This is a genomic window from Enterobacter cloacae complex sp. OE43NF (assembly GCF_023544405.1).
Taxonomy (GTDB): domain Bacteria; phylum Pseudomonadota; class Gammaproteobacteria; order Enterobacterales; family Enterobacteriaceae; genus Enterobacter; species Enterobacter cloacae.
Genome location: NZ_JAMJFW010000025.1, coordinates 14,524 through 33,338, shown reverse-complemented (window position 1 = coordinate 33,338; position 18,815 = coordinate 14,524). Strand labels below are relative to the sequence as shown.

The 18,815-nt window shown below is 55.1% G+C and carries 16 protein-coding genes and 1 pseudogene; 5 read left to right on the top strand and 12 right to left on the bottom strand.

The features are described 5' to 3' along the window. Positions 1–152 precede the first annotated feature (152 nt). Positions 153–1,367, bottom strand: a complete 1,215-nt coding sequence (locus tag M8370_RS13310) for a multidrug efflux MFS transporter (protein WP_013095809.1) — start codon at positions 1,365–1,367, stop codon at positions 153–155. A gap of 169 nt (positions 1,368–1,536) precedes the next feature. Next, the gene (locus M8370_RS13305; protein WP_250021175.1) at positions 1,537–2,220 is read right to left on the bottom strand and encodes an extensin-like domain-containing protein; all 684 of its coding nucleotides are present in this window, start codon (positions 2,218–2,220) and stop codon (positions 1,537–1,539) included. 102 nt (positions 2,221–2,322) lie between these two features. Here M8370_RS13305 and ddlA point away from each other — a divergent pair, with 102 nt between their 5' ends. Next, complete coding sequence (gene ddlA, locus M8370_RS13300) at positions 2,323–3,429, top strand: D-alanine--D-alanine ligase (RefSeq protein ID WP_250021174.1); 1,107 nt, start codon at positions 2,323–2,325, stop codon at positions 3,427–3,429. Here ddlA and M8370_RS13295 read toward each other — a convergent pair. Then, on the bottom strand, positions 3,426–3,662 hold the full coding sequence (locus M8370_RS13295) for a DUF2754 family protein (RefSeq protein WP_020686357.1): 237 nt from the start codon (positions 3,660–3,662) through the stop codon (positions 3,426–3,428). The genes ddlA and M8370_RS13295 overlap by 4 nt on opposite strands. Before the next feature lie 247 nt (positions 3,663–3,909). On the opposite strand from M8370_RS13295, the gene M8370_RS13290 reads away from it, so the two are divergent. Further along, entirely contained in the window at positions 3,910–4,212 is a 303-nt protein-coding gene (locus M8370_RS13290; protein WP_013095805.1) for a DUF2755 family protein, read from the top strand. On the opposite strand, the gene M8370_RS13285 is transcribed toward M8370_RS13290, so the two are convergent. The 3 genes from M8370_RS13285 to M8370_RS13275 form a co-directional block, all read right to left on the bottom strand. Beyond that, a complete protein-coding gene (locus M8370_RS13285) occupies positions 4,209–5,306 on the bottom strand; it encodes a DUF1615 domain-containing protein (protein ID WP_013095804.1) in 1,098 nt (365 codons plus the stop codon). The genes M8370_RS13290 and M8370_RS13285 overlap by 4 nt on opposite strands. A 14-nt stretch (positions 5,307–5,320) precedes the next feature. Next, entirely contained in the window at positions 5,321–6,541 is a 1,221-nt protein-coding gene (sbmA, locus tag M8370_RS13280; RefSeq protein ID WP_013095803.1) for a peptide antibiotic transporter SbmA, read from the bottom strand. Between the two features lie 115 nt (positions 6,542–6,656). Next, positions 6,657–7,190 (bottom strand): isochorismatase family protein, encoded by a 534-nt coding sequence (locus tag M8370_RS13275; protein ID WP_013095802.1) that lies wholly within the window; start codon positions 7,188–7,190, stop codon positions 6,657–6,659. A 204-nt stretch (positions 7,191–7,394) separates the two neighbouring features. Here M8370_RS13275 and ampH point away from each other — a divergent pair, with 204 nt between their 5' ends. After that, positions 7,395–8,561, top strand: coding sequence for a D-alanyl-D-alanine-carboxypeptidase/endopeptidase AmpH (gene ampH / locus M8370_RS13270; protein WP_013095801.1), 1,167 nt, complete (start codon positions 7,395–7,397; stop codon positions 8,559–8,561). Here ampH and M8370_RS13265 read toward each other — a convergent pair. Both M8370_RS13265 and M8370_RS13260 read right to left on the bottom strand, forming a co-directional pair. After that, complete coding sequence (locus M8370_RS13265) at positions 8,558–9,181, bottom strand: helix-turn-helix domain-containing protein (RefSeq protein ID WP_250021173.1); 624 nt, start codon at positions 9,179–9,181, stop codon at positions 8,558–8,560. The genes ampH and M8370_RS13265 overlap by 4 nt on opposite strands. A gap of 87 nt (positions 9,182–9,268) precedes the next feature. After that, complete coding sequence (locus tag M8370_RS13260; protein WP_250021172.1) at positions 9,269–12,043, bottom strand: autotransporter YaiT-related protein; 2,775 nt, start codon at positions 12,041–12,043, stop codon at positions 9,269–9,271. 451 nt (positions 12,044–12,494) lie between these two features. Between M8370_RS13260 and hemB the strand changes: the two genes are divergently transcribed. Together hemB and olsF are read left to right on the top strand one after the other, a co-directional pair. Beyond that, on the top strand, positions 12,495–13,469 hold the full coding sequence (hemB, locus tag M8370_RS13255; protein WP_013095798.1) for a porphobilinogen synthase: 975 nt from the start codon (positions 12,495–12,497) through the stop codon (positions 13,467–13,469). Between the two features lie 127 nt (positions 13,470–13,596). Continuing rightward, the gene (gene olsF / locus M8370_RS13250; protein WP_058684251.1) at positions 13,597–15,297 is read left to right on the top strand and encodes a bifunctional ornithine lipid synthase OlsF; all 1,701 of its coding nucleotides are present in this window, start codon (positions 13,597–13,599) and stop codon (positions 15,295–15,297) included. 105 nt (positions 15,298–15,402) lie between these two features. Here olsF and tauD read toward each other — a convergent pair. From tauD to tauA, 4 genes and pseudogenes are all read right to left on the bottom strand, one after another. Continuing rightward, positions 15,403–16,252, bottom strand: a pseudogene (gene tauD, locus M8370_RS13245) (taurine dioxygenase). Continuing rightward, on the bottom strand, positions 16,249–17,076 hold the full coding sequence (gene tauC, locus M8370_RS13240) for a taurine ABC transporter permease TauC (protein ID WP_020686348.1): 828 nt from the start codon (positions 17,074–17,076) through the stop codon (positions 16,249–16,251). Before tauC ends, tauD begins: the two are co-directional and overlap by 4 nt. After that, the gene (tauB, locus tag M8370_RS13235) at positions 17,073–17,840 is read right to left on the bottom strand and encodes a taurine ABC transporter ATP-binding subunit (protein WP_250021171.1); all 768 of its coding nucleotides are present in this window, start codon (positions 17,838–17,840) and stop codon (positions 17,073–17,075) included. Before tauB ends, tauC begins: the two co-directional genes overlap by 4 nt. Before the next feature lie 10 nt (positions 17,841–17,850). Continuing rightward, the gene (gene tauA / locus M8370_RS13230; protein ID WP_250021170.1) at positions 17,851–18,813 is read right to left on the bottom strand and encodes a taurine ABC transporter substrate-binding protein; all 963 of its coding nucleotides are present in this window, start codon (positions 18,811–18,813) and stop codon (positions 17,851–17,853) included. Positions 18,814–18,815: the final 2 nt, after the last annotated feature.

The window sequence follows — 18,815 nt, the reverse complement described above, 5'->3', positions numbered from 1 at the left end:
GGAGAAAAGTATTATCTTATGCAAAAGTGATGCTGCTGCCAAAATAAAGATGAATGGCAAGCAGCGAAACGTTTTTCTCTTTAGAAAAAGCCGCATTTAGTTATATAAAAATGCGGCAACCATAAGAATATATAATACATTACAGCAAATGATTAACGCGCTGCTCTCGCCTGCTCTAATTGGCGACGGCGTCTCAGCGCAATCGCCAGCTGGATAATATTGATCAACACCACAATCGCCGTGGCCGCAAATACCCAACGAAAACCGGCCATCGCCGAAACGGATGCGCCAATAAGCGGACCGGCAACGTTACCTAAATACATAAATGACTGGTTATAGCCAAAAATACGCCCTGTCACCTGGTCACTTGAATATTTCACCAGCAAGGTCTGCACCGCAGGTAACATAGCGCCATCGGCAAAGCCGAGCAGGAATCGCAGCACGCCGAGCTGAAGCGGTGAGGTGACGAACGACATCGCAAAAAAGAGCACCACGGCAAAAATCAGCGTGGCCATCAGGATACGCGCCGTACCGATCCTGTCGCCCAGTTTTCCCAGCCGCGGCGCAGAGATTAACGCCGATACGCCCGGCACGGCAGCAATCATCCCGCTGAGAAACGCAATATTGCTGCTGTCTGGCTCCATCGATTTTATAAACAGCGCCAGAATCGGGCCTACCGAACCATTACAGAGCTGGATCACCATGGTGGTTACGAACAGGCTTATCATCAGCCCGGGATACGGCAGCGAGGCGAAGACCGCTTTGCCGCTCAGGCGTTCAGATTTACTGACAACCGGGCGCCCCCCCTCCTTGATCAGAAACAGCGTCACCAGAAAACTGATCACCAGCAGGATAGCGGTAATGAAGAAGACGGCGCGCAACCCTACGTGGTCGGCCAGAAAGCCGCCTAACAACGGGCCGCCGATAACGCCACTGATCTGTGCGGTGGAGAGCGTACTCAACGCCCAGCCGCTACGTTCACGCGGCACCTGTGAAGCGACCAGCGCCATGGCGTTCGGAATATAACCGGATGTCAGCCCCATGATCGCCCGCAGGATAAACAGCTGCCAGACGTTAGTGGCAAAGGCCTGCAGCAGGATGGCTATTGCCATTCCCAGCGAAGCGCGCAGCAGCATCAGTTTGCGCCCTTTTCGATCCGCCAGGCTCCCCCACATGGGTGACACAATGGCGGAAACCAGAAACGTCACGCTGAACGTCAGCCCCGACCACATAGAGAGGGCTTCATGCGAGGTCACGCCCAGCTGCGACACGTACAGCGGCAGAAAGGGCAAAATCTGGCTGATGGCCAGCCCGGTGAAGAAACACCCGAACCAGACCGAGATGAGGTTAACTTTCCAGGATTCCATAAAAGAAATAGTCTTCATTTTTAGGCAAATGCGCCGACAGATTAGCAAGTTACCGGCATCTACGCCGTGCCAGAGATGCGGCCTTGCTGACTTTGGTGTTTTATCTTCCCAGTCATCATATTTGTGAAATATGTCACAAATCATCCAATTTCTGGCGGAAGATTATGCTTTAGCGGCAGAGTCCAAAGCCGCGCATTCCCAGATGGAAATGGTTGGCGTGCGCCGCGTTATACTCCGGCCCCAGGCCGTTCCCGTAGTAGCCGCAGCTCGCCGTCAGCAGCGCCTGTAGCCACGGCTGCGTTTTGGTCGATCTCCAGCCGTGCAGAATGGTGACCCGTTCACCGTTCGCCAGCCGAAACGCGCTGATATCCAGCGCCTCTGCCGTGGCATGTTCGCTGCGTCTTGCATCAGGGCGGTGGTAAATATTGCGACAGGCGTAGCTGCCCAGGTGCTCAATGCGCACCAGCTCGCTTCCGGTCCAGGTTCTGGTGAGTGGCCGGGCCTGCTGGCTGACAAACAGTGCAGAACTCAGCGCCAGCGGGCAGCTGGCAAGAAAGCTGCTGTTCAGGCTGACCGGCCCGAAGTCACGCACGCGCACCACGTTGTGAAGGGGGCATACTCCGGCGCTGTCGGCGACAGGCTGTGTGCGAATAAGGGCCTTCTGATTGGCCTGCGATAACAGGCTGGCACACGCCTCGGGGGTAAGGCGCCGCAGTTTGTACTGAGTAATTGGGCCTGGCGGGTCGTCAAGCGAGAGCGGCGTAAAAGGGTTGTAGTGAGACGGCAACCAGCGGTAACCCACCGTTGCGACTGCCACCAGAATGAAAACGATCAGCAACGTTTTGCCTTTCACACTCCCCCCTCTTTACTCCCAAAACATTATGGCAGAAGGTCGCGAAACCCGCAGGGCATCGTGGTATGTTATTGGCTTTTCGTCAGACTGGAAGAGAGTGAGATGGCAAAGCAGCGCGTAGGTATTGTCTTTGGGGGAAAATCAGCGGAGCACGAGGTTTCATTGCAGTCGGCAAAAAATATTGTCGATGCGATTGATAAAAACCGTTTCGACGTAGTGCTGCTGGGCATTGATAAACAGGGCCAGTGGCATGTGAACGATGCGAGCCAGTATCTGTTAAACGCCAACGATCCGGCACATATCGCCCTTAATCCTTCTGAAATCAGCGTCGCCACCGTCCCTGGCGTAGTGAAGGGGCAACTTATCGACGCCGGTAATGCACAGGCTCTTGCTCAGATTGACGTCGTGTTCCCAATCGTCCACGGCACGCTGGGCGAAGATGGTTCGCTGCAGGGTATGCTGCGCATGGCGAACCTGCCGTTTGTCGGCTCCGATGTACTGGGCTCCGCCGCTTGTATGGATAAAGACGTCACCAAACGCCTGCTGCGCGATGCCGGGCTGAACGTTGCCCCGTTCGTGACACTCACCCGCGCCAACCGCGATAAATACACATTCAGCCAGATTTCCGCCCAGTTGGGTCTGCCGCTGTTCGTGAAGCCTGCGAACCAGGGCTCCTCCGTTGGCGTCAGCAAAGTGACAAGCGAAGCGCAGTTCACCGAAGCCGTTCGTCTGGCTTTTGAGTTTGACCACAAAGTCGTGGTTGAGCAGGGTATCAAAGGCCGTGAAATTGAGTGCGCGGTGCTGGGCAATGATTTCCCACAGGCAAGCACCTGCGGTGAAGTGGTGTTAAACAGCGATTTCTACTCTTACGACACCAAATACATTGATGATAAAGGCGCTCAGGTCGTCGTGCCGGCAAATATCGATCCGGCCATCAACGATAAGATCCGGGCGATCGCCATCAACGCCTATCAGGCTCTTGGCTGCTGCGGCATGGCGCGTGTGGATGTGTTCCTGACGCCAGATCCAGATAATGAGGTGGTGATTAATGAAATCAACACCCTGCCGGGCTTTACCAACATCAGCATGTATCCAAAACTGTGGCAGGCCAGCGGTCTGGGTTACTCTGAGCTGATCACCCGTCTGATCGAACTGGCGCTGGAGCGTCATGCCGCTGACAGCGCACTCAAAAGTTCCGTAAACGGTTAATCGGTTCTTTTCACCGTCTCCGTCTCATCCGCTGTCGTCTCTTCCGGACGACGGCGGATAATTAACCCAGCCAGCCAGAAACTGATCACCCATGTCACCAGCCCGACAGCATAGGTTTGCCATCCTTTGGCTTCAAACCCCAGCAGCCCTACGACACCGTTAAGAATAAAGATCAGCCCGATAGCAAAGGCGTAGTAGTGCCAGTCACGGCGTAGTTTGGACGTGAGCTTCATAACAACTCCGGCAGGAAAAAAAGACATCCTCTCACAGTTTTACGATCGGGTCTGTGGCAGATGCGGAAAATCTGAAACACGACGCAATTTCAGTTAAGTAATGAATTTGTGATGTGCTGCAGAAATCGACAATCCAGGAGAATTCCGCAGGGGAAATTACCACGATTCTGATATTGACAAATGCTATGACCTGTCAAACTCACCGTGTGCGAAGCGTATTAACAGAGTGATATTTCCGGAGGTCTTTATGGCTGACTTTACATTGTCGAAACCGATTTTTGGCGGCACACCACCAAAAACCTCCACTGCGGGTAATATTGCGTATGCCCTGTTTGTCCTGTTCTGCTTCTGGGCAGGCTCTCAGCTTCTCAACATGCTGGTTCACGCGCCTGGCGTCTATGAACATCTGATGCAGGTGCAGGATAACGGACGCCCGCGGGTTGAGATTGGTTTGGGTGTGAGCACCTTGTTTGGCCTTGTCCCCTTCCTCGCGGGTTGTCTGATTCTCGGTGTTGTCGCGTTAGTCGTACGCCTGCGTCGTCGCCATTAACGTCCCATACAACGAGCCCGACGATCGTCGACGCGTTTGGCGAACCATGCCGTTGTCAGATTACGCGTGATTTTCGGGCTTTCCAGTTGAATACCCGGCAGGATTGCCCGCGGTAACGCTTTTCCACTCTTCTTCTCGGCCAGCGCGAAAACCTTGTTGTAGAGATCCGTCTTCTCGAACGCCAGGCTATCACCTTTCTCCAGCTGACGGCGAATGTCGCTATCGCTCATGCCAAGTGTTGTTGACAGTTTGCGCACCGCCAGTTCCGTAGTGCCCGCCTTGCTGCTGCCGTAGGCGATGAGATCGCCGTCCAGCGCCAGTTTCACCCCGCTGGCACGGCTGACCGCACTCTGAAACGCCGCGTTTCGGCTGGCATACCAGCCCGCGTTAAAGTCTGCAAAGCGGTACAACGGCTCGCTGTAGCTCGCCGGATAGTTCAGCAGATGGTACGTGCCAAACCACAGTCCGCCACGCAGGGAGAAGACTTCCTGGCGCACCGTCCCGTCGATTTTCCACGGATAACCGTCCGTATGCTGCTCGGCAAACGCAATGCTGACCTGCATCGGGCCGCCGGTGTGCACCGGGTTAAGCGAGCCGAACAGTTTCTGCCCCATCGGCACCATATTGATGAAATCATCAAAAATGGCGCTCAGCTGTTTCTCGGTTTTCACCGTGTCCAGCCGATCGCTGTAGCTTTTGCCGTTTGGCGAGGTGATTTTAAGGGCGGTATGCACCAGGAACACCGGGATATGCATCGATTCCGCGCGACGGTCGATCTCTTTCCAGGCAATTTTGTTCAGCCCCGGCACCACCGGATCTGATTGGTACATCGACTCCTGCTGCGCCACTGCCAGCACCGAGCAGATATTCTCCTCGGTAGGGGCAATTTTCTGACTTTCAAAGGTCTTCGCTAATGCCTCGGCCCACGCATTGCGGTCTTTCACCGTAGAGGGCATTTTTTGCCGCACCACGCTCGCCACATCTACAGGTTTCTCACCTTTTTTAAGCGGGGCGGCCCCTTTTTCGGCACACCCCGCCAGCACGAGTGCGGCGAGTAAAGAGAGCGATAATGTACGCGGTACGGCAAAAGACATAGCAATTCCCTGTTTTAGCTAAATGTATTGGTGACTTCCTGCAGATCCCGATCGTCCAGCTCGCGTTCAAAGCTGCGCAGACGTTTGTAGATGGACATCAGTTCCACCAGCGTGGTCCAGGAGCTAATCAGATACTGGAACGACCCGCGAACCTGACCAAATACGTTGGTGATCTGTGTCATCAGACCCAGCGTTATCGTACCCGCAACAATGGACGGGAACAGCAGGAACAAACCGAAAACGTTATCCACCTGCAGATACAAAATGCGCGCAATGTTGAAGTACATATAGTGGAAGTAAAGACGGAAATAGTTGCGACGCACGGCGCCAAACAGTTCACGTACGGTTGGCGGCGAGGCGCGGTTGGCGTCATCTTCACCATACACCAGCTCTTTACGATACGCCGCTTCAACGCGCTGATTTTTAAACTCCAGCCCAGGCAGCTTGATCCCCACCACGGCCAGCAGCCCCGTTCCCATTAATGACCAGACAATAGCGGCAATCACCAGGCCATACGGCAGATGACCAACAATCGGCAGGTCCGGCACGTGCGCCGAGAGCGTCACCAGCACCGGCAGGAAGGCAATCAGGGTCATAATGGCATTGATAAAACTCACGCCCATGTCTTCAAGGGTCGAGGCGAAACGCATGGTGTCTTCCTGCACACGCTGTGCGGCGCCTTCGATATGACGCAGGTGTTGCCAGTGCGCCATATAATGTTCGTTCATCGCGGTACGCCAGCGGAAGACGTAGTGGCTGACAAAGAAATTGTTCATGACGCCAATCACTACCGCAATAAGGGCAATACCGAGGAAGATGCCAACTTCATGGTAGAACTGATTGATAGTCACCTTATGCGGTGAACTCAGCGCACTCTGGATCAGATCGTAGAACGGGGCATACCAGGCGTTAACCGCCACCCCCACTTCCACCAGAAACCAGGTGACAAAGATGATCAGCGACGTGCCCAGAATCGACCAGTATTGCCAGCGATGTGGCGAATAGACAAACCAGAACAGGGCAAAGAGCCCTACGCAGACCATGTAGTAGGCATAAAACAGCAGATAGCTCAGCGACCAGAAACGCGCCGCGCTAATGGGAACCTCGCCCGTCGCGCCCGTGATACGCGTCAACCACGCTCCGCCGCCGGCCTGCCAGAAAATGACAGCGATCAGTGCCCAAATAAATGCCGACAGGAAAAATGGCCCCGGCTTTGGGAAAAAAGACTTAAACATGATACATCCTTCTTGTTGTTATGGCTGTTGCTGTGCTCAACACACCACCACACGAAAATCTTGCCTGGGCCAGGTGCCTGGCGCAGGCAAAAAGGTCAGACCCGAGGGTTTATTATTAGTTCGCTTTCCAGTTTTCAAGAATTGTTTCGGTGCGTTTCACCGCGGGCGGGTTTGCGGGCGCAATGAAGTTGTGCCAGACGTCGTTGTAGTGGTTAATCAGAATGCGGGCTTCGGCCGCCGGGCGATTCGCGGTGGTATGCGCATCCTCCGCCACGGTGATGTGGTAGCCCCGGCTGACGCCATTCTTGAACGTGGCATCGACACAGTAATCAGTAGCGCAACCGCAGATGACAAACTCCCGGATCCCCTGCTCGCGGAGCAGCGTTTCAAGCGAGGTGTTATAGAATGCATCGCAGGCCGTCTTGGTCACGTAAAGGGCATCAGCAGGCTGATGCAGTTCAGGCAGCAAGGCAAACCCGTCACTGCCCTCTTCCAGACCGCCGGGCTCGGTATGCTGAATAAAAATCACCCGATCGGCTGCCTGCGTAAGCTGATTGATCAGTGAAACACATTTTTCACGCTGATGACGAGGCGTTTCGAACACCCCTTGCTGCATATCGACAACCATAACCACACGCTTTCCGGACATACCCTTCTCCGCAAGATTGAGTAACACAGCCCTCTATCATAAGGCCGATGTCACAAAATGGGAGACTGACGGTAAGTAAATTCTTCTGATTTACTCGCAGTTACGTTTTTCTGGTTATCGTTATGTAATTCGGGGCATTGCACCGTACGGTTTAGTAGTATAAATACCCATTACTTTCCTCATTCACACTATGGATGCTTTTCGTTGAAACGTTGTCTGCTCTTTTTCGCCGCGCTGTGTGCGGTGAGCTTCTCAACCGCCCAGGCAGCCCAACCGCTGACGGCGCCCGTTCTGGCATCGGATATTGCCGATCGCTACGCGAACCTGATTTATTACGGCAGCGGCGCGACGGGAATGGCGATGGTCGTCATCGACGGTAATCAGCGCGTGTTTCGCAGTTTCGGTGAAACGCGTCCCGGTAATAATGTTCATCCGCAGCTGGATTCCGTCATCCGCATCGCGTCCCTGACCAAGCTGATGACCAGCGAAATGCTGGTGAAATTGCTGGACCAGGGCGTGGTGAAACTCGACGATCCGCTCAGCAAGTATGCTCCGCCGGGCGCACGTGTCCCGACGTATCAGGGAACGCCGATAAGGCTGGTCAACCTGGCAACGCATACCAGCGCCCTGCCTCGCGAGCAGCCAGGTGGTGCGGCGCATCGCGACGTTTTTGTCTGGCCAACGCGTGAACAGCGCTGGAACTACCTGAGCAAAGCCACGTTGAAGTCCGCGCCCGGTTCTCAGGCCTCTTACTCCAACCTGGCGTTTGACCTGCTGGCCGATGCGCTGTCGACGGCAGCGGGCAAACCGTATACGCAGCTGTTTGAAGAGCAGATCACGCGCCCGCTGGGCATGAAGGACACCACCTTCACCCCATCACCGGATCAGTGCCGCCGTCTGATGGTCGCCGAAAAAGGTGCCAGCCCGTGTAACAACACGCTGGCAGCCATCGGCAGCGGCGGGGTTTATTCCACCCCTGGCGACATGATGCGCTGGATGCAGCAGTTCCTCTCATCAGACTTCTACTCACGCAGCCATCAGGCCGACCGTATGCAGACGCTGATTTACCAGCGCAGCCAGTTGCACCGCGTGATCGGTATGGACGTGCCGGGCAAAGCCGACGCCCTCGGTCTGGGCTGGGTATATATGGCACCTAAAAATGGCCGTCCGGGCATTATTCAGAAAACGGGGGGTGGTGGAGGATTCATTACCTATATGGCAATGATCCCCCAGTCCAACGTGGGCGCTTTTGTGGTGGTCACCCGCTCGCCAAATACCCGTTTCGTCAATATGAGCGATGGGATCAATAACTTAGTGGCTGAGCTCAGCGCCAATAAAGCCCAGGTGCTTACCGCCTCCGTCCAGCCTTAATATTCCGTGGGCAAACGGTTGATGCTAACCAGTTTGCCCCGGCTCATATTGATGTAGTTACCCTGTCGAAGCGCAGCGAGCACCTCTGCCACGACCGAACGCGAAATGCGCGTGCTTTGTTGAATATGATTCATCACACCAATTTTTGAGCGCAGGGTTTCATCCCATTCGGCCATATTCAGCAGCATGGCGCGGATTTGGTGATAGGAGTTATTTCCTACCAGTTGCCTGTCCCGCTTTTCCAGAATGGATTTAATCCAGGACAGCCAGCAGAAAGCTTCTTTCCAGAGAGAACTTTGCTGAATAAGCTGCAGAGAGGTCGAAGCAGGTAAATAAAAGCCTGTGCACGGATTTTTGGCAACGACCCGATATTCCTTGCTGTAATCAAGCATGCCTGCAGTCAGCCCCAGAATAAAGGGCGCAGTAGCAATGCCAATCAGCAACTCGTCTGAACGGCGATAGATTTCAATAACGCCGGTCTGTAATACAAAGGTGCTGGGTTCATCATTATCATCATTTGAAATAATCTGCTGGGGAGCAGATTTAAATGGGATACTGGCTACTTTCAAACACTGTTCGAGCCGGCTTAATTCAGAAAGTGGTTTCGCATTAACTTTCATGCAGACCTCTGGACATCCGTATTTGTCGGTTCAATATTATTTTTTTTAGATGACAAAGCGGGGGATATATTCCCCCGCTTTTATACTTTACCAGGTATATTTCACACCCAAATTGGCGCCCCAGTTCTGGTCAACGTCACCGCCGCCCAGGTAAGTGGCATCCGTGTATGCACTGAAGTTTTTGGTGAAGCTGAACTGTGTGCCCAGACCCACACGCACCGCAGAGCCTTCAACGCCGTTATCAATGCTGTCGCCATTCACGTTCGCATTGTTATCAGCATCGTCATACACATACGCCAGTTTGACGTATGGCGTCAGAGCCTGATCGCCGCCGTAGTTGAAGGTATACCCTGCGTCGACACCGAGTTCATAGCGCAGGCTGTCGTAAGACTGGCCATCAATTCGCATGTCATTGCTCAAGCGGTAGTCGTCACCCGACTGGAACAGCCCAGACACTGCCGCATAAGGCGTGACGTAGCCGGACAGGTTTGGTTTCCAGTCATAACCCAGTTTCATACCGAAACCTACCGCATCTGTCGTGGTATTACCGTCCACGTACTGACCGTTACTCATGGTCGCGGAGAGATCGTTATTGAAGCGGGTGTAGCTCAGGGAGCTGTCGAGGAAGAGATCGTTGGCAAACTTCGCAGAGGCATAGATCATCGCCGTCTGGCTATCCTGATCAACCTGACCGGTACGATCGCTGATATCCCCCTTCGCGAAACCTGCCGCGCCACCCACGATCCACTTCGCGTTGTTACCGTCAATCTGCGTATCCAGACCAACCATAATCCCGCTTACGTCCTGATCGTAGCTGATAACGCCATTGTCAGCGTCAAAGTTGCCGCCGAAGTAGCTCACCCACGCCCCGCCGTTATCGGCCAGACCGTGACGGCTGTTAGTCAGACGGGTTCCAACGGTATCCTGCTGCAGATCCCAGATATTGGTATTCGCTGACGGAATGCTCAGCGCCATATTGGCGTAGTCAGTCAGCGCCTTCTGCTGCAGAACAACCGTGTCACCCTTCTGCTGCGCCTGGTAGGTATAGGCACCTAAATCGGCTTTGTTTGCTGCCGTAAAGCGGGCCGCAGTGTCTGCGTTGTTGTCATAAACGCGGATGATCTCTTTGTTTTTATAATCAGCAACAGAACCGGCGCCGGTCGCATCGTCGATACGCACAGTGTAGTTACCTGCCACATCACCGTTCACCGCCAGATGACCGTCTGAGTTAAGCGCCACGACGCCATAGTCGTAATCTGCTTTGCTCTTGTCGTTGGTGATAAAGCGGGCGTTGTTCAGATCGCTGTTCAGCACGTAGTCACGGCTGGCAACGTTCAGCACACCGCCATCGGTCAGCACCATGTTGTGCGTGTCCACCTGACCCAGGCCCAGTGCCAGTTCCGCACCGTTGTCGACGGTGATGGTGTTGGCATACAGTTCAGCCGTTTCTTCCGTCAGCGCGGCACGGCTATAGCTGTCCAGATACAGGCTGTCTGTCGCCACTGCACCGCTGTCGCCAATATTCAGGGTAGAGGCGTTGGTCAGGGTGATGGAATCCGCCAGCAGGCCAGAGTTTTCAACATTGACCTGCGACTGGTTATTCACTGCCAGCGTGTCGATGTTAGACAGTTTGCGGGTATCCCACTCTGAACCGTTGTTCAGGGTGACGTTGAACAGACCGCTCTGGTAGACCTCTTCACCTGCAACGTGACCGTTGGTGTCGTAGGTGGAATCAGGCCAGATGCTGTTTGGCGACAAGGTTCTCCAGTCAACGCTGCTGTAACCCTCACCATACATCTGCGCGGTGCCGATCGCTTCAACGCTGGATTGTGCAGCGCCAACCCATTTGCTGCCGTTGGTCAGTGTAACTTCCAGCTTATCGGTACCATCCCAGCCGTTGGTGGTTGGGTTATACACACCGTCTTCGGTGGTATCGGTTGCCGGGTCGCCATTCTCGTAGAAGTTATTGTCGAAGGTGCTGGAGAACAGGATATCGCCGGTAACGGTAGAGTGATCGAAGGTGGCGGTGGTTTGCATGGCGTTGTCAGACGCGCTGGCCGCGACGATCAGTGCCGCGTCATCTGCGCCGGTCGCGTTGGTTTCACCGTAGTCGCTCGGCTTCGCGGTTTGACCATAGAACCCGCTGGTACCCAGATCGCTGTATGCGCCAGAGGTCAGAACAGAGTCTTTGACCACCAGGGTGTTAGTAAAGACATTACTGCTATCCGCAACGCCTTCAACGCCGTCATACGGGGTATTGTCCAGCTCATGGTAACCCTGAGTCAGCGTGATACCTGCAACGTGGGAGTTGTTCTGGATAACAATATCCGATTCCACATCCAGCGTAATCGCATTACCCAGTCCATAGGTATCCAGATAGTGGGTTTCGGTGTTGTCACCATTCAGAACATCATACGCATAATGCTCATAGGTATCGTTAATGGTGGAGTGATCGACGGTCAGGCTAAAACGATCGTACTGCGTATGGGTCGTGCCGTCCGTATCAACCCCATCAGCACACGTGGTGGTCATGCACTTTGAGGTGATCATGCCATTAATGGTGCTGTTAGAAATGCTCAGTGCATTCGCTCTTCCATTGACACCATCGTCAAGGTAGTACGTCGAAATAACACCGTTCACCGTTGACTTATTAATCACCGGATAAATATCACCGTCGTGGGTGGCATCCGAGTAATCCCAGTCAGCGTAGCCATAATACCAGGGTGTTGATGCTGTATTATCATATCCGAAGGTATTATATGTGGCACCAGAAATATCTTTCGCATTGGCCTGAGAAGCGATAGCCAGGGTGCAGGCTAATGCAAGTTGTGATACAACCAGTTTCTTTTTCCATGTTTGCATTGGGTCATCCCTCCTCAGGGACGTAAGCAAGTTTGTCCATCAAATCATTTGGCAACATTGTATTGCGGAGGGAATTATGCATTTTCATTTCGAAAAGGTTCAATGAATGATTCCATTAAGTCCGTATCCAGACTAATAACATGAAAAAAATGCAACGACATTAAAAATTATAAATAAACACTATAAAAACAGCGAATTAAAATCATCTGACATAAATATAGAAAATATAATAAAGAATAATAGATCATTATTAATGATATATTTACTTCAATTTAGAAATCGCACCAATATCTCGAGCGTGTGAAAAACAGGCTGACGTTGGTTATATATATTGACCATGTGAAACATCGCAAACCCCATTTCGCATTAACAAAAAGCCTACTTTCGTAAAACCCTCTCCTCCACTTTCATGTACACTAGCCTTCTTTGTTCCACAAACGTCAGGCATATCATGACCGATTTAATTGCTCGTCCCCGTCGTCTGCGCAAGTCACCTGCACTGCGCGCTATGTTTGAAGAGACAACACTGACCTTAAACGATCTGGTGTTGCCGATTTTTGTTGAAGAAGAGATCGATGACTACAAAGCCATCGACGCCATGCCAGGCGTGATGCGCATTCCGGAAAAATATCTGGCGCGTGAGATCGAACGTATCGCCAACGCGGGGATCCGCTCGGTGATGACCTTTGGCATCTCCCACCACACTGACGCTACCGGCAGCGATGCCTGGAAAGAGGACGGTCTGGTCGCCCGGATGTCGCGGATCTGCAAAGAGACCGTGCCGGAAATGATCGTCATGTCAGACACCTGTTTCTGTGAATATACCTCTCATGGCCACTGCGGTGTGCTGTGCGATCACGGTGTCGATAACGACGCCACTTTGCTGAATCTCGGCAAGCAGGCGGTGGTAGCTGCAGCAGCCGGTGCGGATTTCATCGCACCTTCCGCTGCCATGGACGGGCAGGTTCAGGCGATCCGCCAGGCGCTTGATGCGGCCGGATTCACTGATACCGCCATCATGTCCTACTCCACCAAGTTTGCCTCTTCGTTCTACGGTCCGTTCCGTGAAGCGGCCGGTACAGCGCTGAAGGGCGATCGCAAAACCTATCAGATGAACCCGCTGAACCGCCGTGAAGCCATCCGTGAATCGCTGCTGGATGAAGCCCAGGGCGCAGATTGCCTGATGGTGAAACCGGCTGGCGCGTATCTGGATATCCTGCGCGACATTCGCGAGCGCACCGAGCTGCCGCTGGGTGCATACCAGGTGAGCGGCGAGTACGCGATGATCAAATTCGCCGCGCAGGCGGGTGCCATCGACGAAGAGAAAGTGATCCTGGAAAGCCTGGGCGCGATCAAACGTGCCGGCGCGGATCTGATCTTCAGCTACTTTGCGCTGGATCTGGCCGAGAAGAAAATTCTGCGTTAATCCGCTTTAGCGCCGGGTGGCGGCTTCGCCTTACCCGGCCTCCTCTCTGCGCTAATCTTCACCAAACTGCAATACAACCGACATCTCTCCCTTCTACTGTCTGAGCAAGACGGCAGGAGGAGTAACCATGTTTAGTCTCGATAGCGTTCTCGACGACCTTTGGCCTCAGGCGAGGCCTGCACCCTGGCAAAAAAGTCTGTTAAAAAGACTGTTCTACGAAGAAGAATTCCAGCAATTTGCCGCGACACACCGCCATCTGAAAGGCCTGGATATGGTGGAGCAGGTTCTGGAGCACCTCGATATACTCTGCACCGTTTCCGCCCGCGATCTCGAACAAATCCCTGAACATGGCCCGCTGGTCATTATTGCCAACCACCCAACCGGAACGCTGGACGGGCTGGCGCTGATGTATGCCGTTTCCCGTGTACGGCGCGATGTGAAAGTCGTCACTAACCGGATGCTGACCCACCTTGAACCGCTTAGCTCGCTGTTTATTCCGGTGGACAATATGGGCGGCAGAACGGCAAAAACGTCCCTGATGCAGATGGAACAGCATCTGCAAAACGCAGGGGTGCTGATCTTCTTCCCGGCGGGAGAAGTGTCCCGTCCTACGCGTAAAGGGATCCGCGATAAAAAATGGCACCCCGGCTTTATTAAACTCGCCAGTAAGCTGCGCGTACCGCTGCTGCCGGTGCATATTCAGGCACACAACAGCCTGCTCTTTTATGCCAGCACGCTGGTGTCCCCCACCGTATCGATGCTCTTGCTGATGCAGCAGATGTTCCGCCGCCGCCACAGCCAGCTACCGATAAAGATCGGCCAGCAGATAGCCTGGCATCACTGGTATAGCACAACCCTTTCATCGCGTGAGATGGCCGAGCAGTGCCGTCAGCACGTGATACGTCTTGGCAAGGGAGTGCCTGGCGTCTTTAAAACCCAATGCGCCATTGCCCGTCCGGAAGACCGGGCCACGCTGAAGCGCGAGCTGGCCCAGGCCGAATGTCTGGGCAAAACCAGCGATGGCAAAACTATTTATCTGTGGCAACGCAACGGACAGGAAGAGGCTCCCCTGCTGCGCGAGCTGGGACGCCTGCGCGAGATCGCGTTTCGCGCCGTAGAGGAAGGGAGCGGTAAACGTCGGGACACCGACAGTTACGACGATGACTATCTGCACCTGATCCTGTGGGATGAAGACGATCTGGAGATCGTCGGCGCCTATCGCTTTATGCCCACTGCCAGACAGGTCGAGCAACGCGGTCTGGAAGGGCTTTATAGCTACAGTCTGTTCCACTACGACGATAAAATGCAGGACGTGCTGGAACACGGTATTGAACTGGGGCGCAGCTTTATTCAACCGCGCTACTGGGGTCGTCGCGGTCTGGACTATCTGTGGTCCGGTATTGGTGCCTATCTGGCGCGTTATCCGCACTACCGCTACCTCTTTGGCCCGGTCTCGATTTCCGGTGGCTTACCGCCTGCCGCACGGGATCTGCTGGTGGCGTTTTACCGCCTCTGGTTCCCGGCGACAAATCCCTTAGCCGCGTCACGTCAGCCTTATCCGGCCTCCCTGCCGGACGTGCTGGCGCAGTTTGGCGGGGTCGATTACGTGGATGACCTGACGAAGCTGAAATCCCTGCTCGGTAATCTGGGGTGCGGTATTCCACCGCTCTACAAACAGTATTCCGAGCTGTGTGAACCCGGCGGCGTGCAGTTTATCGATTTTGGCAGCGACCCGGCGTTCAACAACTGCATCGACGGGCTGGTGCTGGTGGACTTGTGCTACCTCAAGGCAAACCGCTATCAGCGGTATATTGAGGCGCACCTTTAACTGTGCGGTTATTTGTAGGCCGGGTAAGCGCAGCGCCACCCGGCAAGAACGGTGCACAATTGCCGGGTGGCGGCTACGCCTTACCCGGCCTACGGGTGCGATGGTTCAAGGACGGTAAAACGGCTTATCTCCCAAAATTGTCGCCCGCTGCATAATCCGACGCTGTGGCAGATAATCCGCATTCGCATAGTGCTGCGTCACGCGGTTATCCCAGATCGCCAGATCGTTCTCCTGCCAGCGCCAGCGCACCTGAAACTCCGGTTTGGTGATATGCGCAAACAGGAAACGTAACAGCGCCTCGCTCTCTTTTTCCGTCACGTCCACAATCCGCGTCGTGAATCCCTCATTCACAAACAGCGCCTGCTTGCCGGTTACCGGATGGGTGCGCACGACCGGATGGAGCAGCGGGGGATGTTTCGCAACCGCCTCCTGCCAGCGCTGATGCTCCGCTTCTGTTTTGCGGTACTTGTACTCCTGGAATGATTTTTTTAAAGTCATGCTCCGCCCGCAGGCCGCTCAGCAGGGTACGGAAGGGTGCGGACAGCGCCTCAAAGGCCGCAATGCCGCTGGCCCACAGCGTATCGCCGCCCGTCTCCGGCAGCAGCTTCGCCGAAAGAATCGCCCCTGCAGGTGGCGTCTCGATAAACGTCACATCCGTGTGCCAGTTGTCGTTGTCCGGCGGGTTATCGTTATGCGTATCGAGCACAATAATCTCCTCCACCCCTTCCGCATGCGGATAAACCGGATGGATATGCAGATCGCCAAAGCGCAGTGCCAGGGCGCGTTGCTGCTGCGGGGTGATTGCCTGTTCGCGCAGGAATACCACCTGATGGCGCAGCACCGCATGATAAAGCTGCTCAAACTGGTTATCGCTCAGCGGACGGGTCACATCCAGGCCCGACACCTGCGCACCAATATATGGCCCCAGCGGGGTAATGGTCAGACGTTCACTCATTGTATTTCTCCATGCCAGGGCGTCAGACGACGCTGTAGCGCGCGCAGCCCCAGTTCTAATCCAAAGGCGATCACGGCGATAACCGCAATCCCGGCCAGTACCACGTCAGTCGCCAGAAACTCCCCCGCCGACTGCACCATAAACCCTAACCCTCGGGTGGCGGCGATCAGCTCTGCCGCCACCAGCGTTGACCAGCCCACGCCAAGGCCGATGCGTAATCCGGTTAAAATCTCCGGCAGTGCGCCCGGTAAAATCACAAACAGCAGCACCTGTGTCCGGCTGGCTCCCAGCGACTGCGCCGCGCGGATCCGCACCTGCTGAGCGCTTTTGACACCCGCCAGAGCCGACATGGCAACCGGGGCGAAAATCGCCAGATAAATCAGCAGGATTTTTGACGTTTCACCGATGCCGAACCAGATCACCATCAGCGGCAGATAGGCCAGCGGCGGCACCGGACGGTAAAGCTCAATCAGCGGGTCGAGGATGCCGCGCACCGTCGGGCTTAAGCCCATCGCGATCCCGACCGGAATGCCGATTATCACCGCCGCCAGTAGCGCCACCAGAATGCGCGCCAGGCTTGCACCTAAGTGCTGCCAGAGCGTAGCGTCCATAAAGCCCTGCGGCCCGGCAATGGTGATGAGTTTTGCCAGCACCTGCCCCGGCGGCGGCAGAAACAGCGGGCTGATCCATGCCTGCGCGGCAACCAGCCACCAGACCGCCAGCAACACCAGCAACGTGCCGACACTGAGTGTTATCTGGCGCGAGAAAGGCCAGCGTAAGGCCGGGCGCGCGCGTCGCGTTTTCTCGCTGAAGACGATGCTCATGAGAAGGCCTCCCGTTGTTCAAACACGCGGCTTAAGACGTATTCACGCTGTTCGATAAACCGCGGATCGGATTTGATGCTGCGTACCGGCTCCCCCGAGACATAGCGACGGGCAAACTCAAGCGGCAGCCGCTCCAGCACGCACCCCGGGCCAGGGGACAACAGCACCAGCTCGGTCGCCATAAACACCGCCTCTTCGATATCGTGGGTGATCAGCAGCACCTGTTTACCCGTTTCATGCCACAGGCGTAAAAGCAGGGTTTGCATCTGCTCGCGGGTAAAGGCATCCAGCGCCCCGAACGGCTCATCCAGCAGCAAAAGCTGCGGATTGGCCGCCAGCGCGCGGGCAATTCCAACCCGCTGACGCTGGCCGCCGGAAAGCTGCCAGATAAACCGTTTTTCAGCCCCTTCAAGACCGACCTTTTTGAGCATGTCCCGTGCTGTTGCCAGCCGTTGCTCGCGGCTTACACCCGCCAGTTGCAACCCAAACGCCACGTTTTCCTGCACGTTGCGCCAGGGAAGCAGACCTTCGTTCTGAAAGACCACCCCACGCTCAGCGCCCGGGCACTCCACTTTTTTACCTTCCAGTTGAATGGAGCCATGCTGATATGGCACAAACCCGGCAATCAGATTCAGCAGCGTGGTTTTCCCGCACCCGGACGGGCCAAGCACAACCAGCAGCTCACCGCTGTCCAGCGTCAGGTTGATGTTCTCCAGGGCCGGTTTGCCACCGTAATCAGCAGACAGATTTGTAATATTCAGCATCGCAGCCCCCTTATTTCACAAAGCGATCGGTCACGTACTGGCTGTAGTCCGCCGCCACCGCCGGCACTTTGCCCTGCTCTTTCAGGAACGTGGCGGTATCGACAATCGCTTTGTTTACCGGCCCGGTCAGCTGTTGTACCTGCTGGGCAGGCGTGAGATAGGTATTACCTTTCACCAGCCCCGGAACGTCCGCTTGCGGCACGCCGCTCAGACGGGACAGTTTTTCGAGATTGGCAGGCTGCTTCAGCCATGCATCCGGGTTGCTGATATAGGGCTGCTGAGCGTCGATGGCGCTTTTGGCAAAGGCCTTCACGATCTCAGGATGTTTCTCGGCAAAATCTTTGCGCACCACCCACACGTCGAGCGTTGGCGCGCCCCACTGGCCCACTTTTTCGGAGTTGGTCAGCACGGTGCCGTCTTTTTCCAGCTCATTGACGGCCGGTGCCCAGACGTATGCGCCATCAATATCGCCGCGCTGCCAGGCCGCAATAATCGCCGGTGGCTGCAGATTTATGATTTGCACCTGGCCTGGCTTGATGCCCCAGTGTTTCAGCGCCGCCAGCAGGCTGTAGTGAGTGGTCGAAATGAACGGCACGGCAATGCGCTTGCCGATCAGGTCTTCCGGTTTGGTGATGTTTTTCTTCACCACCAGCGCTTCGGAGTTACCCAGCTGTGAAGCGAGGAGGAAAACTTCAATCGGCACCTGCTGGCTGGCCGCTACCGCCAGCGGGCTGGAACCGATGTTACCAATCTGCACGTCGCCGGACGCAAGCGCACGCACCACGGCCGCCCCGCTGTCGAACTTACGCCAGTCGACGTTTGCGCCGCTCTCTTTGGCAAAGGTGTTATCCGCCTGTGCGACTTTCGCAAGCTCTGCGGAGGTCTGATACGCGACGGTGACATCCACCGCCTGCGCCTGAAATGCCCACAGCGCCAGCGCGCCGAGTAATGTAATTCGCGATGAAATTGCCATCC

Coding starts and splice junctions, on each gene's coding strand:
- M8370_RS13310 (WP_013095809.1), bottom strand. CDS start 1,367: ATGGAATCCTGGAAAGTTAACCTCATCTCGGTCTGGTTCGGGTGTTTC.
- ddlA (WP_250021174.1), top strand. CDS start 2,323: ATGGCAAAGCAGCGCGTAGGTATTGTCTTTGGGGGAAAATCAGCGGAG.
- M8370_RS13295 (WP_020686357.1), bottom strand. CDS start 3,662: ATGAAGCTCACGTCCAAACTACGCCGTGACTGGCACTACTACGCCTTT.
- M8370_RS13290 (WP_013095805.1), top strand. CDS start 3,910: ATGGCTGACTTTACATTGTCGAAACCGATTTTTGGCGGCACACCACCA.
- M8370_RS13285 (WP_013095804.1), bottom strand. CDS start 5,306: ATGTCTTTTGCCGTACCGCGTACATTATCGCTCTCTTTACTCGCCGCA.
- sbmA (WP_013095803.1), bottom strand. CDS start 6,541: ATGTTTAAGTCTTTTTTCCCAAAGCCGGGGCCATTTTTCCTGTCGGCA.
- M8370_RS13275 (WP_013095802.1), bottom strand. CDS start 7,190: ATGTCCGGAAAGCGTGTGGTTATGGTTGTCGATATGCAGCAAGGGGTG.
- M8370_RS13265 (WP_250021173.1), bottom strand. CDS start 9,181: ATGAAAGTTAATGCGAAACCACTTTCTGAATTAAGCCGGCTCGAACAG.
- M8370_RS13260 (WP_250021172.1), bottom strand. CDS start 12,043: ATGCAAACATGGAAAAAGAAACTGGTTGTATCACAACTTGCATTAGCC.
- hemB (WP_013095798.1), top strand. CDS start 12,495: ATGACCGATTTAATTGCTCGTCCCCGTCGTCTGCGCAAGTCACCTGCA.
- olsF (WP_058684251.1), top strand. CDS start 13,597: ATGTTTAGTCTCGATAGCGTTCTCGACGACCTTTGGCCTCAGGCGAGG.
- tauC (WP_020686348.1), bottom strand. CDS start 17,076: ATGAGCATCGTCTTCAGCGAGAAAACGCGACGCGCGCGCCCGGCCTTA.
- tauB (WP_250021171.1), bottom strand. CDS start 17,840: ATGCTGAATATTACAAATCTGTCTGCTGATTACGGTGGCAAACCGGCC.
- tauA (WP_250021170.1), bottom strand. CDS start 18,813: ATGGCAATTTCATCGCGAATTACATTACTCGGCGCGCTGGCGCTGTGG.